The sequence below is a fragment of the Pseudomonas sp. B21-040 genome, from assembly GCF_024748695.1.
In the GTDB taxonomy this organism is placed as follows: Bacteria; Pseudomonadota; Gammaproteobacteria; order Pseudomonadales; family Pseudomonadaceae; genus Aquipseudomonas.
On record NZ_CP087176.1, the window covers coordinates 3,064,688 to 3,080,406 of the forward strand.

Sequence of the window (15,719 nt, forward strand, 5' to 3'; positions counted from 1 at the left end):
TCTACTCGCGGCCAAACGGGCCCCGGGAGTGCAGTACCTTCACTGATACGAAAGCGTGAATGTGACAACGCCATTAGCAACACCACTGCTCACAGTGTTATTGGTTTTCACATAAGTTGCGGTGAAGGGGAGTGTTATGGTTCCTGCTACTGTCCCCCCCAGACTTAGCTGATGCAATGTGCCAGGCGAAGACGAGTCGGGGCCGAAGCTCACGATGGGCCCATTGATTTTGCGAATGCGGATGCCCACACCGGAGGCCACTGAGTTACCGGGCGTTAAACTGAGCACATCAGAAATATTGGCCAGATTGTTGCCATCGGTGAAAGTGGCAAATAGATTGATCCCACTACTACAATTCTCCAGTACGATATTGAAGTCGCCGTTGCCTGCGGTAGTACTGACTACACCAAAATCACTTGTTCTAACTTCACCAAGGAGGACAGATAAGTTTCTTGAGCCTGCACTGACGCTGCAGCTTTTGGCCTGTACCACGGTGGATGTTACGAGATTGAGTGGAACCTCCGAGGTCGTGCTACCACTGCTTTTTTCTATAACGCGCATCAACCCCACTTGGCCGCCGACCACGGTTCCGCTGATGATTGGCTCGCCTGTAGCTATCAATCGAATGGCTACACTGGCATCCCAGAAAGACGACCAGCCTTGAAGTAGATCGGTATATGATGTTTGCACCGCGAATAAGCCACTGTGTTTGTCTTTGGCCGAAAAAATTATGCCCACACCGGGTACACTAGTTTCATACACGGTGTAAGTAATGCCAGTATCAACGACGGTTTTGCCGGTTGCAATCAGAGTGCTACGAGCCTGAATGTAGGTCGTGGTTGTATCGGTAGCAGTGCAGCCACTGAGAATTTGCGATTCCGGAGGCTGTATCCAGGCGCTCAGAGGCGCTCCAGGATTCAAGTCGCGGGGAGGGCTGATCGATATAGGCAATGAAACGCTGATGCCCGGGGAAGTCGTGGTGCAGGTGATAGTCGCATTTGCGGCATGGGATAACGCTAGTCCGGTAAAAAATAAAACTCCTTCTATTGCACGAATAACGTAATTCGTCCAACGGAGTACATCGAAGAATTCGGATACGTGTTTTTTTGAATTTGAGCGATTACGGTTCATTGGTTTCCAGCGTACTAAATTGATTGATTGTTCTTGGGGGATCAGCTATTGAAGCTTCCTCATGCTATCGCTTCTCTCAATACTTGCATGTCAGATCAATCGCGTCTAGGTTCGATGCGTCTTTGCCTTTTGCCCCAGACCTTGCCATTTACGTATATGCAACTTGCCTTGATTACCATTTATCCGGGCCAAGACAAGCAATTGTATGGATATGCGTTGTGCAACGGCTTGCTGTAGAAGGTGGCTCGATCAGGATGTCATACGCGCCAACTGATCTCGCAAGTGCACAAGTGCCTTCACTGATATGAAAGGGTGAAGGTGACTATTCCATTGGCAATGCCACTGGTGATGGTGTTGCTTGTTTTCACATAGCTTGCTGTGAAGGGGAGGGTGACCGTACCTATTGACGAAGGACCCAATGTCATCTGATTAAGCGTACCAGGCAAATAGGAGTCAGGTCCGAAACGCACTGTTGCGCCGTTGCCAGTAAGGAGGCGAATCCCCACACCGCTGGCTGTTTGACTGTCGTTGGTCAGGCTAAGTACATTTGAGGTGTTGCCGGGGTTATTGGCATCCGTGAAGGTGGCAAACAAGTTGATTCCTGTACTGCAATTTTCCAGGGCGATGCTGAAGTTGGCGTTACCGGCGGTGGAGCCTGAAGCGCCAAACTCGCTTGTTTTTACAATCCCAAGGGGAACGGAAAGGTTTTTTGAACTGGCGCTGACAGCGCAGGTCAATGCATTGATGACGGTGCCGTCTGCCACACTCCAAGTTACGCTGGGGCTGTTGCTGCAGTCACCCGAATAACTAATGGTCATTGAGGGCAACGCTGTCAAGATACCTGACTGAATAGGGCCAATGACAACCAATTGGGCTTGGACGTAATTTACGCCGCCTCCCGCCCCCGTCTTGCTGAAAGTTGTTGTGAATGGAGCATCGCTGAACCCCCCAAGCCAACCATAAGTGGCTTGGAATTTGATTCCTATACCATTTAAATTGGTTTTGTAAACGTTAGTGAATCCTGGAGCGAGGGGGCCGTTGACCGTAGCCGTTTGAATTACATTGTCCGCACTTGACATCAAGCCCAAGCCTGGATTCGAATAAGTACTTTGCAATACGGTATTTAGCGTTTTGCTGCCAGCAGTGGTGACTGGACTGTTAAACTGTAAAACCGTAGATACTGGATTATTTGGATAGATGCAGGTGGTTGAGGCAGCCTGTGCCGCATGAGGGAGCAGTAACCCGAGCAGTAACACCCAGAAAGAAAGTGTTCGGCGAGATCCGCTCAATACGTTCAGGCAATTATTCATTTTTGATCCTCATAAATTGTGGAGGTATTGGGCTGGAGCAACCGGCGGACGATGAAATGAATCTACGCAATCAAACAAGTTGTCTGCGGCGTTTTGTAACTCTCAGCGCTTGCAAGTCAGATCAACGGTTTCCAGCTTCGATGAAACTTCGTCTTTCACCTTCGGGGCCAGTTGATAGGCCAGGTGGCATGGACTGGAGTCCTTGCCGTCGCCGCTGATGCGCAACGTACCTTGGTCACCCTCAACCCGGGCAAAGATCTGTCCGCCCTGGCCAACCGCACCCACGTCTTTCCCTTGTTCATCGTATACCCCGGCACCGAAAGGCAAAGGCTTGCCGTCGACTTGATGAGCGTTGATCAGCAGCGCCCGGCCAGCGACGGTGTTGAATTTGGCCATGATCACCGAACCACTGCGTGGAACAACTTCCTGACTGGTGCGCTGCAGTTCTACGTCATCGGAAATGCCTTTCGGATCCAGTTCCAGAGTGTTTATCCGGTAAGGGTTCAAGTAAGGCACCACCGCTTGACCGCTCTGATCGAGCTTTACCCCTGTTGCATTGGTGAGCGTTGCACCTACGGCATCAGGGGCAACGACAATCGCAATCGAGTCACCCAGTGGCTGGCCAAAAGTGATGCCGGCCGGGTGGACGACCACCGAACCGCTCGCACCCAAGGACGCTTGCTGGAAATCGTTGCCCTTACTGGCGGAGGCGCTGAGGTTGGCCGCGGAGGTTCGGTATTGCCCGTTACCACTGATATTGGTGGTTCTGTCGCCCTCGGCTGGACGATTGTTGCTGCTGGTAATGCCATAACTGAGCGATTGGTCGTCGCCGCTGGTGCCGCTTAGGGTCGTTTGGAAATTGGCACTGCCATCACTGCTGGAAGTGGCGCTCGCACTCAGGTAAGGCCGATTGTGAGAACTGGCCGAACCCAAGGGAATGGACACGTTGAAGATGTATTGGGTGGTGTCGTTTCCCGACATGTCCTGGGTACGCGAGGCACCTATACCGGCGCTACCCCAACTGAAGTTTTGGCTGAAACCGGCCTGATACTGCTTGTCGGTGCCCGAACTGTTCCAGTAGCTCTGTACGGAGCTATTGATGTACAGGTAAGAACGGCTGCCGAGATTCTGACTGACGTTGAGTTGTGCCTTGCTGCGGGCGTGTCGGAACGAATCCACACCGCCTTGGCTATCTCCGAGTGCGTCCAATTGATCGCGGGCATTGAGAGCGTCGTTGATGCCGAAATAGCCTGCGGTGGAATAACGGTAAGCAGCGACTGTGAAGTTGGTCCCGGTGCTTTGCAGAATCTTGTTATAGGTCACGCGGGCCGATTGACCGGTAAAGGTCTTGCCTTCCAAATCGGTTTTCGACGTGGTGAGGTCTGCACCAATCGCGCCGTATTCGCTGTTCAACACGCCACCGAGAATCGCCGAGCCGTAGCCTTCGGTGGCGGAAAAGCCGGTGTAACCGGTGACGAGGTTGGTCAGGCCACGCTGGTAAGTACCCTGTGTAACCAGCGGTTTGCTCCCATAAGGCAGTTCGCGAGCCTGGCCGACTGTCGCAGTGTAGCGTGACGTACCTTCGCGCAACGAACGGCTGACCGACGAAAACGGCACGATGAAATGTTTTTCCTGGCCATCGGCCTCGGTCACTGTGACGTCGAGGTCGCCACTGGTGCTCGCGGGATTGAGGTCGGTGATCGCGAAGGCACCCGGTGCGACGGTGGTTTCCTGGATGATGAAGCCGTTCTGGCGGATGGTGACGCGGGCGTTGGTCGAGGCCACGCCCCGGATGACTGGAGCATAACCGCGCTGAGAGTCCGGCAGCATTCGATCGTCAGTTGCCATGCGCACACCTCGGGTCGCGACGGTGTCGAACAGTTCGCCGTCGGTGAAGCTGTCTCCCAAGGTCAGCTGAGAACTCAGGGTGTCGATGTCCCGTTGTGCATAACTGTCGACAGCTTGGTAGTCCTTGCCGGTTTGTTTGTCCCAGTTCAGCGTCGAACGCTGGCGCAGGCGCCAGTCACCTAGGTTTATGCCCGCCTTGAGGTTCGCGTAGGCGGTATTGTTCTGAACACCCTGGCTAGTTGTCTGGTAGGTGTTGACGTTGTAGTCGACGAACGCCGCATCAACACCCCGATCCCAGCGTGTCGGGCTGACATAACCGCGTGGACGATTGAGCAACGCTACCTGCGGAATGCTCAATTCCAGCCGTTGATCAGCACTGTTGTATCGATAGGTGGCATCCGGGATGAGATTGAGCAGATCGTGAGCCGGTGCGCTGTCGGTACTGCTTTGAAGCTTTTCGGTATTGACGCCGACCTTCTCAAGCAACTCGATCGACAACTCGGGCTTGGCGTGGTCAGCAGTTGTCCCGGAAACGAAGGTGACATCGTAGCGACCGGCAGGGGTGCCATTGAGGCTGACGTCCACGCTGTAGGTGCCAGGCTCGACCGGGTTACCTTCGCTATAACGGTCGACATTCAGTGACTGCGCGCCTGCGCCCCAAAGCATGCTGTTGTCGAAACTGGCAAGCTCTTTGGAAGTGTCGCGATTTTCTACGGCACTGACGCTGGTCGCCAGGCTGCCACCGGCAAACATGATGGCGACGGTGAGTGGCTTCAAGCAAAAACGAGCAGCAGACATAGCGTTGATAACAGTGAGACCGTAGTTGCAATGCTTGATCATGTTTCAAAGTCCTGCATACAAGATTCAATGGCTGCGTGACTGTTTCCAATGCCGTCTTTCGTGCAGCCGGAGAGCGTCACGGGAACTTGTGAGTTCGTGATCTGAATAGGTGCTATGACTGCTTAAAATTGGAGGAACAGTGCTTCCATCCCAAATAGAATCAGAAAAATAATGCTGAAGTGTCGGGGTGTATGGCCCAAATTACACCCTTATGCAACCAGAGCGGTTCAGCAGTAAAGTTTACTGCGTGAGAGGCTGTATAAGCGTTTGGATTCCTCCGTAGTCATTGATTGCAGAAAACTCAACTTGCTTTACGCCTGGTGCATCTGTTGTGCCCTTGAGTGGCAATGTCTTGTGTTCGCCAGGTGCGAATATACTGTTTGTCAGGTCCAGTTCTGCACTGGCGCTACCGACTTTTACAGCACTCAGGTTTAAGTAATAGGGTGTAGGGTTAGTTGCGTCCAAACCCCATGAGTCGGCATTCCTGACCAACCGCCATTGCATTTGCTGTGCGATCTGCAAAGTATCGAGCTTTAATGCCGTTGGGCGATAAAAGAATTTGACCCTACTGCGGAAGGCAATTTTGAGTTTGTTCTGACCATCATCGGTGGAGGGGGGCACTTCCAGCACGTTCAGCCAGAAAATCGATTCTCTGTCCTGCGCCAGGCTCTTCTGACCGGTGAAGCGCACCCGTAAGGTTTGCCCTTCATGCTTATCGATTCGGGCAATGGGCGGGGTAAGAACAAAAGGTGCCTTTGAGTTATCGGGCGTGGAGTGAGCATCACCTTCGTCGATCCAGGACTGAACGAGCAAGGGAGCTTCGCCGTTGTTATCGAGTTTTACGCTGATTTCTTTTTGATCGGAGGGGTAGATCACACGGGTGCCATTAATAACGATGGCTGCCTGGGCTTGAGAAACGAACAAACTGCCAGCCAGGATCAACCCAGAAAGCAAGCACTGAGAGAAGATAAAAGATTTCATGGTGTCTCATATGGATGGCGGGTGTTGTTAAGGGGTTAGCGGATCGCCTGAACGATCCGCTGGCACGCTGTTTAGAAATACACGACCGAATAAACTACGCTCGAAGTTACAGTGCCTGCGCCTGGAGTAGCGCTGGTGGCATAGTACTTAACTGTGTAAGGCAGTGTGGCGGACCCGTTCGGTGTAGCGCCGGTCATGGATTTGTATGCCGCAGTCGGCGCTACTCCCAGGTTCAGCGGGCTTGCGGCGTTGGTTTCATACAAAGCCAGATCTACACCGGTGGCCGCACCATTGTTGGTCAGGCGTCCGTTGGCATTCACATTGACACCGGGTTCGAAGTGAACAGCAACACCGCTACCGGAAACGTCAGTACCCGAGCAGTTGGTCAGCTCAATGTTGAAGTTGGTGTCGCCTGCGGTTGCACCTACAGTGGTCAAAGCGCTTTTGGTGATGGTCGGCAAAGTGACGGTCGAAATACCACTGGTTCCGGCGGCCTGTACGGTACAGGTAACATCTTTGATCGCACCAACGAAGTTGATGGTGCCATCGGAAGCTTGGGCTGGTAGCGCGAATACTACAGTCAGACCGGCGGCGACGGAAAGAGCCAATAGAGTTTTGAGCATAAAACAACCTCGGTGTTGGTAAGTGTGGTTTATTTTGAAGCAAGTCGCTATTAACTTAAGCTTTGAAGAGGGGTGGTGTCAGTTGCGACGGGGGGCAATGTAATGCGTGAAGCGGTCGATCCATATAGGAATTCTCTTAAAATTCAGAAAGGCATGAGGTTTGTTGTTTTGAGTGTCGGTGATTATGTAGTGTAAATAAGAAAATTCTGAAATTTATATAAGTCAGCGGAAAGCAGTACTTTACTAATTAGTGATTGTTTATTGAATGTTTGAGCGGAAAATTGCTCGGTGCAGGGAAGTAGAGATTGTCGAAATATTATATGGCACATTAGGGCCGTATGTTTACTGGCCGGTCTGCGTGCTATCCTCGGTCTTGTTGAAGATCTAGCTACGGTTATCTCAACCGCATCCAGTCGAGACGACGGCTAGAGCGAGAAGCTCAACGCAACGTCGAACTGATGTGGCTGACCGGGTGTTTGATGCCCGACTTCAAGACCAACAGCAAGGCCATCCGAGGCGTCTGGCGACAGATCGTTGTGCTGTGTCAGCAGTTGGGATTGTTCGGAGAACATCTGGTCGCCATCGATGGTAGCAAATTCAAAACAGTCAACAACCGCGACCGCAATTTCACCAGCGCCAAACTGAAGCGGCGAAGGGAAGAGGTTGAATCGAGCATCAGCCGTTACCTGACGGCAAACTCCCAGCTGCCGAGCCCAGCATCGTGCGGTTGGAAGAGAAAATCGGCAGGCTCAAAGCGCAAATGTAGGAGCTTCAAACGATCGAAATCCGGCTCAGCGATTCGCCGGACGCGTCGAGCGATCGTTCACGCAGGCCACTGCCTAAGGGTGGAGGAGATCATGAAATCTAAGCTTTTTTCAGAAGTTGTATTTGCGGTCGCGGCATCGGTTGAAATTGTGGCGTCCAATGCACGTGAGGTTGATTGCCCATGAGACCTCCTTGTCTGTTTTTTGATACAGAGCTGAAGAATAGCCCTGCAAAGTCCAGAGAGGGTTTACGAAAGTTAACAGTTTAAAACCGGGCGCCAGCAGGATCGTAAATAGCCATCTCAATGATCAGCCAGTCGATATGGCAAGGCGCTGTCGACAGTGCGCGCGCCCAACGGGCTTTTTTGATGAGCATCGCACCTCCGGGCGGAATTTGAACGTCACTCAGGCAAGGGAATGACCAGTGCTAGCCACGTGTTCCAGCCTTCAGCTCGTTTTTTTGAGTCAAACTCATAATAGCCCTTTAGGTTGGCATACCAGGTCTGCTTTCCTACTTTGAAAAAATGCCCAAGTTGGGGCCCCACGGCGGTGACCTTGGACTTGAAGTCTCCTTGTGTAGCACCAGATCCGCTATCGCCGGTCATTTGATGATAAAAGTAGCCAACCAAGCCGAGGTGGGTCTCGTCCGTGAAGAAGTGTGAGGCGCTCCAGTCCAAGTGAGCATCTATCCCATTCTGGTAACGGGTGTCGGTGTTTTCCCAGTTGTAAGTGATCCCCGCCACTGCCGTAAATTCGTTTTCCCGGTCAAAAAAGGTATAGCCGCCGCCGACGTCTAGAGCGGCATGTCCCAGGCCTAGATTGACCAAACGATCTGGATCATAAGCGCCGACAGGCAGGTTTCCCATGCTGTACACCATGAAGTTGTGAGATCCGTGATTCCATTTCAAGCTGCCCTGTACGTAGACATCACCGCTGCCAGATAGCGCGTCGTCGGTACCTCCGGAGAAGCTCCGTCCACGGGGGCCTGTAAGTGTTGCATCGACACTTACTTTGGAGCGGCCCACTGGCGCGATCAATGAAACAGCCGCCTGAGCACCGAAAACAGGTTCGCTGAAGGTATAGGCTGGCCCCAGGAATAACAGGTCTGCTTCAGCGTTGACACCCAGAGTCGTCCGGCCGCCTCGGGGAAACGGTTTCCCGCTACCTTCGCTTGCTTTGGCATGGTAATAGACAAACGCCAAGCTCCATCCTGGCGCGGTAGGAACCGCAGCCAGGGCACCGAATTGTCCAGGCAACCAGAAACTCAGGCCTCCTTCGTCCGCGTGCGAAGCCATCACTGAAATCAAAGCAGAAATGCCTACTAGCCATCTACAACTCATTCCGTTATCCCCAATGCTCCCGGAAACGAAAGGGGCCTGATGCCTCGGCCCCTCCGATTTTTTTCGAGATTTACGGCTTAGGCTGGAGCCTTAATGCGCCGTACAGCGCACTGACCATCACGCGTCCCTCGGCATCGATCACGGGCTGCGAATAAAAGCTGTTGAAGCGTGCGCCTCCTAGTACGTAATGGAACTTAGATGCGCCTGTAGCCCAATCAACGCCCTCAAGAGTCCACTGGTCATCTCGCGCACCCATCATGTACACAGTCCCTGAACCCGTCGAAACAAATGGGACTCCGTTTATATCGCTGGCGTCATTGTTAACCCAGGCTGGATTGAGCGTGCGCGTCTTGGGATTCCATTCGAATTTTTGTACACCACGCGGCTGATATTCCTTCAGATATGCGAGATATCCAATAAACATCTTTTTCGATAACCGGTCGTCTATGATTGAGGTGGGCACATTACGAGGCTCGTTGTTGACCACTACCATGCCGTAGCCGGAAGTCACGACGGACTGCTCAGATTGCGCAGCAGTTAGCTTAGGGTCACCGAAATTAGCGGGACGCAAACCTGCGATCCGGCGTGATGGGGCGTCTGGCAGCTGCTTCCAATCCGAAGGGATATCATCTCGCCAGTAAGCCGTCACATTCATCAACTTGTCGCCATCGGTGATGACTACCAGTTTGTCGGGCTCGTTGCCGAAGCCGACGAGAGTGGGCGTCGATCCGCTGCCCCGTTCAAGCGAATTTCGAAAAGGCTCGTTCCATGCACCGTCCTGCTCGCTAGTCGATAGCTTGGAACCGTTCCAAACCACTTTGTGCAGGATATGTTGGGAGGGGATGTAGATACCGCCATTCTCATCAATTGCGAAACTGTTACGCAGCCAGCCTAAACCCTTTGGTTGTTTGGGTACCTCCTGCTCAGCACCGGGGAGGCGGATGGTCTTCACATCATTAAAGTCACGCGAGAGCGCTATGACATAGCCGTCGGACGTCGCCAGGACGATGCGCCCGTCAAATGTCATGTTCATCCCGATGAATTCGCCAGTGACATCTTTAGGCTGATCCCACTGCCCTTTTACGACGATGCCCGAAAGTCGGTCTCCAGGTGTCGAATCGCCATACACCCGGATAAAGCCTTTACCAGCAACAACGTACTGATTGTCTTTATCAAGCAGAGTGTAAACGCCTGAGATCGGCGGATACCCAGACTTCTGCACAACCGCCCACTTCTCATCAAAGCTCGACTTCGCGTCGAGCGCGGTTAGCAGACGCTCATGCGTGAGCACATCTGCATGATCCTCGCCAGGCAGACGCAGGGTAGCCACGATATCAAACGTGTCGTGGTCTAGCTTAGTCATGAACTGACTACCGTTCGTCCAGACCACCCGCTTACCATCCTTGTAAGGACTGGAGATTACGTAGGCCAAGTTGAACATCCCTAAGTCCTGGTAGCGCATCTCATCGTCGCGAAGCTGACGTGTGGGCCCTACGGGGCCTGGATCAACCGTTGAATCGGTTTGGGCTGAGTTGGCGTGGCCCATGCTGTAATTCGAGTCCGCAAGAAATGGGTTGCGAGGAGGCTGTACGACAGCAGCACTGAAAGCGGACGGCGCTATGAGCAGGAGAGCAGCATATAGGGCAGCAAATTTCATAGCGTTTACCTCGGTGGATAACATCCTGACAAAGAAAACAACGTGGCTGAGATCAGCGCGTCTTCAACTTGAGATACGACTGATGCAGGTCTGAAGCCCAGCCGTCCAAAACGGCCTTCACGTCCTGGAGGTGAGTTTTGAGTATCGTTTTCCAGCGGCTGGCCGGTGCCCTTGAGAACCATTTGAGCGATTACTTGCTGGTTGTTGCCTTCGAGAAAGTCGGCCTCAGCCGCGATGTCAACTTCCTGATCGCGGATACCTGAAGCCGTACTGACCGCAGCAACCATTAGGGCTATGGGGATGAGTTCGTAAGGTTTGAGGCTCTGGGTCTTGCTATTGCTATTGACGCCAGTGATGGCAGGACGCACCACAATCCCCCCTGGGCGGGGCCCTGTTGCCAATGGCAGCGACTTACCCAGTTCGCGCTTGAGCGCCTGGTCATAGTAGACAGTGATGGCATTAAGAGGCTGCTGGGAGATTTTCTCGGTCGGTTGTGGCCTGGGATAGAACTGACTGGGCTCGACATAGACACCGCTGTAGTTGCTGAGGTCCAGCTTTGGGGCGATCCATTTCATTACCGTACCGCCCGAGGGTGACTGACCTTGTGAAAGTCGGCGGTAATCATGGAGAAAACTGGAATATTGGCTCGTATCCACTGTACTGCTAGAGCAACCAGCCAATCCCATCGCTAGGGCGCCAACCGGTCCCACAGCAAGCGCTCCTTTCATAATTGCTCCTATTTGGTTTCCATTTCGGACGCGATAGGTATAGCCAATATCCAGGAAAATGCACCCCGAACTCAGTTCATGGCAGCTGATAGCCGAACCTTCGGGCACCAGCTCACGCTGGGCGATCATCCAGGCATGCAACGTATCCATCACCGCTACGGCTTTTTCTTGCCGTATTTGGCGGTGTATATCCAACTGCAGGTCGCGGATTTTACTTTCGATTTCGCACAGCAGTAGCGCAGGGCCTGCTCGGCAAGCGTGCTCTTGTTGGTGGTGTGTAGTCCGAAGAACTTTCGCCGCGCGTGGGCCATGCAACCGATCTCGGTCACGCCAAGTTCGAAGCTGGCCTTGTAACCGGCGTTATGAGTTGCAAAACATAATGGCGGCTACAAAGCAAGCTTCCAGCAAGGCATCACCGAAATCGGCTGCATGGCCCACGCCCGCCGCAAGTTTTTCGATCTGCACGCGACGAACAAAAGCCAACTAGCCGAACAGGCACTGCACTCAATTGGCGGGTTGTACGAAATTGAACGGCAAGCGCGGGAGATGACCGACGACGATCGCTGGCGAATACGCCAGGAAAAAGCGGCACCCCTTATCGACGCACTGCATACCTGGATGTTGGCCCAGCGCGACCTTGTGCCCGAAGGATCGGCTATTGCCAAAGCGCTGGATTACAGCCTCAAGCGCTGGACGGCACTGACTCGATATGTCGAGGACGGCGCTGTGCCCATAGATAATAACGCGGTCGAAAATCAGATAAGGCCGTGGGCGCTTGGACGCTCGAACTGGTTGTTCGCCGGGTCGCTTCGCAGCGGCAAGCGGGCAGCTGCGATCATGAGTTTGATCCAGTCGGCGCGCATGAATGGGCATGATCCGTATGCCTATCTCAAAGATGTGCTGACGCGGCTGCCGACGCAGCGGGCAAGCGATATCGACCAACTGCTGCCGCATCAGTGGATGCCTTCCTGACTTACACAAGGTGAGTTGGGCGGACGCTTACGAACCGTCACCGTTCAGAGTTGCCCAACGCGCCTCGTATTCTGATCGGTAGAAACGCCCCAAAGGCCTAGGATATTGAGAGACGGTTTTATCCACCCTTTTTTACCCAGCCTCCTGCACACTTGGTTTATCGTCGCCGAGACATGCATGCAGCCAAGTTATGAGTTTTTGCATAAAAGCGCATAAAGCCAGATCTTTAGATTTTTCTGTTGACTACGGCGCGTGAAGGGCAAAATAAATCTAAAATATCTAGTATTTAAACCAGTATACGATTCGTTTATTTCGCCAGCGGCTGTGGCGTTATCGAATGCGCCAGAGCATGAGTCGCCGGGGAAGTTGTTGGGACAATGCGCCGATGGAGCGTGTGTTCCGCAGCTTGAAAACTGAATGGATACCGACCATGGGCTACAGAACTGCTCAAGAAGCCCAGCGCGATATCAGCCAATTCTTGATGCATCGGTACAACTGGGTTCGACCCCATCAATTCAACGGTGGGCTGGCGCTAGCTCGGGCCGAAGAAAAACTTAACGTCGTGTCCGGGATTAGTTGGCCACTACAAAAGCATCGCCATGCCATTCTGTTGCCGCTGACCGAAAACTGAGCCAGTAAAGGCATTACTGCGTTCACAATGCCGTCACTCGATACTTGGATTCTTCAAGGAGCAGATTCTGGAGGTTAACATCCAGAATCCCATCGCATCCCTCTCGCCATTTTTTCTGCTAGTAATTCAAGTCGACCGCTTTGCCGCTAGTCCATCTGGACTCGGTCTGCAACTTCGGATGCCGTGAGTATTTCCAATCGGCTATCCGCCTTGGCCTTTCTGAGCAATCGTTCGATTACTGATAGGTGCTCGTCGTCCACCCCAGACACAAACGCATGGATGATGAAAGTGATGAGTTCCGCGCCTGCGGCGGCTTGCTCCAACTGTGCACTCCAGTAACTCTCTAGCTGGGCCGGAGTACGCGGGCCATCAGGGTGCATGTAGTACTGGTAATAGTCGATCAGCGGCCACTGCCATGGCACATTCACAATGCCGCCCTCAAGTAGTCTAGGGGTCATGGTCACTGCGGGGTCTTCGACGCTGCTGTCGTATACAAGGCCAAGTTTCTGCAGGATTTCCACCGTGTACTTCCCACGTGTACCGCCTGGGGCCCGGAAACCGCGAGGTTCGACGCCAATGTTTCGAAATGCCGCCAGTGCATCAATGAGCACGCGCTCGGCGTCGATCCTGTCGAGTTGGTGAAAAACCTCATGAGCCCATCCATGCAGGCCCACCTCGTGGCCGCGCTTGATCAGTTCAGTAACGTGCTCTGGATGATGCAAAGCATTCCAGCCCTCAATGAAAAAGGTTGCCTTGAGATCCAACGAGTCAAGTAAATCAAGTACGCGAGGATAACCAAGAACAAGATCTCTATCCTTGGGGTCCGGACCACTCACCTCCCGACGTCCAACTTTCGCAGCGCTTCCCATATTGTCAAAAGTCAGGCAAAGCACCCCTTTTTTTGTTAGAACCATGTCATTACATCCTCTCTTGGGTAACGCTAGGTGATCTTATACCCAGCTACTACTTGAACCGCAATTTACCTAGTACAACACGTCGTTGCTGAGCTACTGTTTAAGACCTAATGACTTAGCTGGCTGATCTGCGCTGAAGATCCGCGAATCACCTTGGTTCCAATCAGAAATTTGCACCTTCCGATTGTCCTTCATGGAAAATTGCTGAACCGATAATTGCTTGGAATTGGGACATAGCAGGCGCCAGCGATTCCGCTATCTGTACTGCTTTTGGTGTCGGCTCCACGTATTTGCCACGGGGTATGAAAAGACGATCGTCAAATCTACGGCGTAGCTTGCCCAATGAGTTGCTCACGGCAGGCTGAGTGACATTCAACATCCGAGCGGCGCGGGACACACCTTTTTCCCGGTATACAACCATGAAGGTCACTAAGGCATTGAGATCAAACTTGTAGAAGATCTCCTCATCGAATGGCATGCACAGGCTCCTCGCAGTTGAAATCGGAGAAACTGTTGAAGCAAATCCTCACACCGTACTTATCGAGTGTTTTTGCTAGGCCTGGGATTTGATCGGATTGGAAGTGCCGATCCATCTCGTTCCGATTCGACCAATAGCCGCTTAGTACCCATAAATCTGGTTTGCGGATACTGCGGGCCAGCCCATATGCCAGGCATCCAGGAGCATCTCGAAATCGGATTGAAATTTGCGCAACACAACGCTCCAAGCCTACCTCTGCCCATCGAGGAACAGTTTTCTCCAGTATGCTCACCGCTTTGATCAACATGGCATCACCTATCAAGGAACCCTGTCGCCAGAATGCTTCAACAGGGCAGCCATCTCGTGGATTATTCCGAGGGCGCTGGCCGTCAGGTCAACGCCCTCGGTTCGTTGGGTACGAGGCCGGAAGCCGTCAAGCGCATGAGCTCTGACGTGGCAGCAATTGGGGGTGGACAAGCTTCCTGATATCCAAGTCGCTACCGCATCAGCGAATGCCATCGATATGCTGAAAGATGGTCAGCGCCGAACTCTCGCAAATACGCTCGATGTTTATTCTTCGACGATCTCTACGTTGAGGTGTCCGAGCCCGGTAATTTCCGCTTCGATCTTGTCACCGAGTTTGAGGTAGGTGCCGGTGACGAAACCAACACCTGCCGGCGATCCTGTGAACAGGAGGTCGCCCGGTTCGAGAGTGAGATGTTGGGATATCGCGGAAATCTGCTCCGCAATCGACCAGATCATTTCACGCGTGTTGGAGTTCTGTTTGAGCTCACCATTCACCCATAGTTTGATATCGAGGCTTTCCGGATTGATGTAGCGCGACGGGACGATCTTCGGGCCGAACGGGCTACTGTCGTCGAGGACCTTACCGCCGAACAGATCAAACTTCTTCGGATGGCGGTCACTCATTTGCCAGTCGCGAGCAGACAGGTCCAGGCCAATGGCATAGCCGGCCACATGGGACATCGCGTCTTCAAGCTGGATGCGCTTGCCGCCTTTGCCAATCACTACTGCCAGCTCGACTTCCCAGTCGAGGGCGTTCGACTGGATCGGATAGCGCACCGACTTGCCAGAACCCGTCAGCGCGGTGGCGGGCTTGAGGAAGAACAGTGGGTCGAAGTCCTCCTTTCGAAAGTCGGTCATCTTCATGTCTACACGCACGTGATCCCAGTAGTTCGCGCCGGTCATAATTATCTTCGACGGGAACTGCAGGGGGGTGAGGAAGTCATCGTCCTGTGGGTCGACTTCGAGGGCGCGAACCGGATGGATGCCTTCCAACAGCTGCAAGGCTAGCGCCAGCAGTTTCGTCTCGTTAGCTTGCCAATTTTTGAAAATCTCGATCAGCCCGCATCCGTGCGGTGGCAGAAGCTCGGGGGCGACTTCGGCGAGGCTCCAGTATTTGCCGCCCACCTCTATAACTGGAGTGGGCTGGCCTTGATGGCGAATTGTAGATAGGGAGTAGGACATGATGTGGGGTCTCC

The 15,719-nt window shown here is 53.2% G+C and carries 11 protein-coding genes and 5 pseudogenes; 3 read left to right on the top strand and 13 right to left on the bottom strand.

All coding sequences use genetic code 11. The annotated features are described in order from the left end of the window. Positions 1–39 precede the first annotated feature (39 nt). The 5 genes from LOY55_RS14275 to LOY55_RS14295 form a co-directional block, all read right to left on the bottom strand. Positions 40–1,131 carry a fimbrial protein gene (locus LOY55_RS14275; RefSeq protein ID WP_258668156.1) on the bottom strand — a complete coding sequence of 364 codons (1,092 nt, stop codon included), beginning with the start codon at positions 1,129–1,131 and terminating at the stop codon, positions 40–42. 296 nt (positions 1,132–1,427) lie between these two features. Beyond that, the gene (locus tag LOY55_RS14280) at positions 1,428–2,441 is read right to left on the bottom strand and encodes a fimbrial protein (protein WP_258668157.1); all 1,014 of its coding nucleotides are present in this window, start codon (positions 2,439–2,441) and stop codon (positions 1,428–1,430) included. A 102-nt stretch (positions 2,442–2,543) separates the two neighbouring features. After that, positions 2,544–5,129, bottom strand: coding sequence for a fimbria/pilus outer membrane usher protein (locus LOY55_RS14285; protein WP_258668158.1), 2,586 nt, complete (start codon positions 5,127–5,129; stop codon positions 2,544–2,546). 240 nt (positions 5,130–5,369) lie between these two features. Beyond that, a complete protein-coding gene (locus LOY55_RS14290) occupies positions 5,370–6,110 on the bottom strand; it encodes a molecular chaperone (RefSeq protein WP_258668159.1) in 741 nt (246 codons plus the stop codon). A gap of 71 nt (positions 6,111–6,181) precedes the next feature. After that, on the bottom strand, positions 6,182–6,733 hold the full coding sequence (locus LOY55_RS14295) for a fimbrial protein (RefSeq protein WP_258668160.1): 552 nt from the start codon (positions 6,731–6,733) through the stop codon (positions 6,182–6,184). A 389-nt stretch (positions 6,734–7,122) separates the two neighbouring features. On the opposite strand from LOY55_RS14295, the pseudogene LOY55_RS14300 reads away from it, so the two are divergent. Then, positions 7,123–7,496 (top strand): annotated as a pseudogene (locus LOY55_RS14300) (transposase); the annotation flags it as partial. A 402-nt stretch (positions 7,497–7,898) separates the two neighbouring features. On the opposite strand, the gene LOY55_RS14305 reads toward LOY55_RS14300, so the two are convergent. From LOY55_RS14305 to LOY55_RS14320, 4 genes and pseudogenes are all read right to left on the bottom strand, one after another. Next, entirely contained in the window at positions 7,899–8,699 is an 801-nt protein-coding gene (locus LOY55_RS14305) for a transporter (RefSeq protein ID WP_258668161.1), read from the bottom strand. Between the two features lie 208 nt (positions 8,700–8,907). After that, positions 8,908–10,278 (bottom strand): hypothetical protein, encoded by a 1,371-nt coding sequence (locus LOY55_RS14310; RefSeq protein ID WP_258668162.1) that lies wholly within the window; start codon positions 10,276–10,278, stop codon positions 8,908–8,910. Positions 10,279–10,546: 268 nt separating this feature from the next. Continuing rightward, positions 10,547–11,222, bottom strand: a pseudogene (locus LOY55_RS14315) (DUF3313 domain-containing protein). Positions 11,223–11,306: 84 nt separating this feature from the next. Beyond that, positions 11,307–11,581, bottom strand: a pseudogene (locus tag LOY55_RS14320) (transposase); the annotation flags it as partial. Between the two features lie 25 nt (positions 11,582–11,606). Between LOY55_RS14320 and tnpC the strand changes: the two are divergent. After that, positions 11,607–12,194: pseudogene (gene tnpC, locus LOY55_RS14325) on the top strand (IS66 family transposase); the annotation flags it as partial. 289 nt (positions 12,195–12,483) lie between these two features. Further along, a pseudogene (locus LOY55_RS14330) lies at positions 12,484–12,825 on the top strand (integrase core domain-containing protein); the annotation flags it as partial. Between the two features lie 146 nt (positions 12,826–12,971). On the opposite strand, the gene LOY55_RS14335 reads toward LOY55_RS14330, so the two are convergent. From LOY55_RS14335 to LOY55_RS14345, 4 genes are all read right to left on the bottom strand, one after another. Continuing rightward, a complete protein-coding gene (locus LOY55_RS14335; protein ID WP_258668163.1) occupies positions 12,972–13,739 on the bottom strand; it encodes a polysaccharide deacetylase family protein in 768 nt (255 codons plus the stop codon). Between the two features lie 163 nt (positions 13,740–13,902). Further along, positions 13,903–14,217 (bottom strand): LysR family transcriptional regulator, encoded by a 315-nt coding sequence (locus LOY55_RS14340; RefSeq protein WP_258668164.1) that lies wholly within the window; start codon positions 14,215–14,217, stop codon positions 13,903–13,905. Beyond that, on the bottom strand, positions 14,204–14,524 hold the full coding sequence (locus LOY55_RS31185; RefSeq protein WP_408980984.1) for an antibiotic biosynthesis monooxygenase family protein: 321 nt from the start codon (positions 14,522–14,524) through the stop codon (positions 14,204–14,206). Before LOY55_RS31185 ends, LOY55_RS14340 begins: the two co-directional genes overlap by 14 nt. Before the next feature lie 263 nt (positions 14,525–14,787). Continuing rightward, positions 14,788–15,705, bottom strand: a complete 918-nt coding sequence (locus LOY55_RS14345; RefSeq protein WP_258668165.1) for a fumarylacetoacetate hydrolase family protein — start codon at positions 15,703–15,705, stop codon at positions 14,788–14,790. Between the last annotated feature and the right edge of the window lie 14 nt (positions 15,706–15,719).

Bases quoted from the DNA above. Each gene is read 5' to 3' on its own strand.
- LOY55_RS14275 (WP_258668156.1), bottom strand. From the start codon at position 1,131: ATGAACCGTAATCGCTCAAATTCAAAAAAACACGTATCCGAATTCTTC.
- LOY55_RS14295 (WP_258668160.1), bottom strand. From the start codon at position 6,733: ATGCTCAAAACTCTATTGGCTCTTTCCGTCGCCGCCGGTCTGACTGTA.
- LOY55_RS14345 (WP_258668165.1), bottom strand. From the start codon at position 15,705: ATGTCCTACTCCCTATCTACAATTCGCCATCAAGGCCAGCCCACTCCA.
- LOY55_RS14290 (WP_258668159.1), bottom strand. From the start codon at position 6,110: ATGAAATCTTTTATCTTCTCTCAGTGCTTGCTTTCTGGGTTGATCCTG.
- LOY55_RS14340 (WP_258668164.1), bottom strand. From the start codon at position 14,217: ATGCCATTCGATGAGGAGATCTTCTACAAGTTTGATCTCAATGCCTTA.
- LOY55_RS14335 (WP_258668163.1), bottom strand. From the start codon at position 13,739: ATGGTTCTAACAAAAAAAGGGGTGCTTTGCCTGACTTTTGACAATATG.
- LOY55_RS14280 (WP_258668157.1), bottom strand. From the start codon at position 2,441: ATGAATAATTGCCTGAACGTATTGAGCGGATCTCGCCGAACACTTTCT.
- LOY55_RS31185 (WP_408980984.1), bottom strand. From the start codon at position 14,524: ATGTTGATCAAAGCGGTGAGCATACTGGAGAAAACTGTTCCTCGATGG.
- LOY55_RS14285 (WP_258668158.1), bottom strand. From the start codon at position 5,129: ATGATCAAGCATTGCAACTACGGTCTCACTGTTATCAACGCTATGTCT.
- LOY55_RS14310 (WP_258668162.1), bottom strand. From the start codon at position 10,278: ATGTTCAACTTGGCCTACGTAATCTCCAGTCCTTACAAGGATGGTAAG.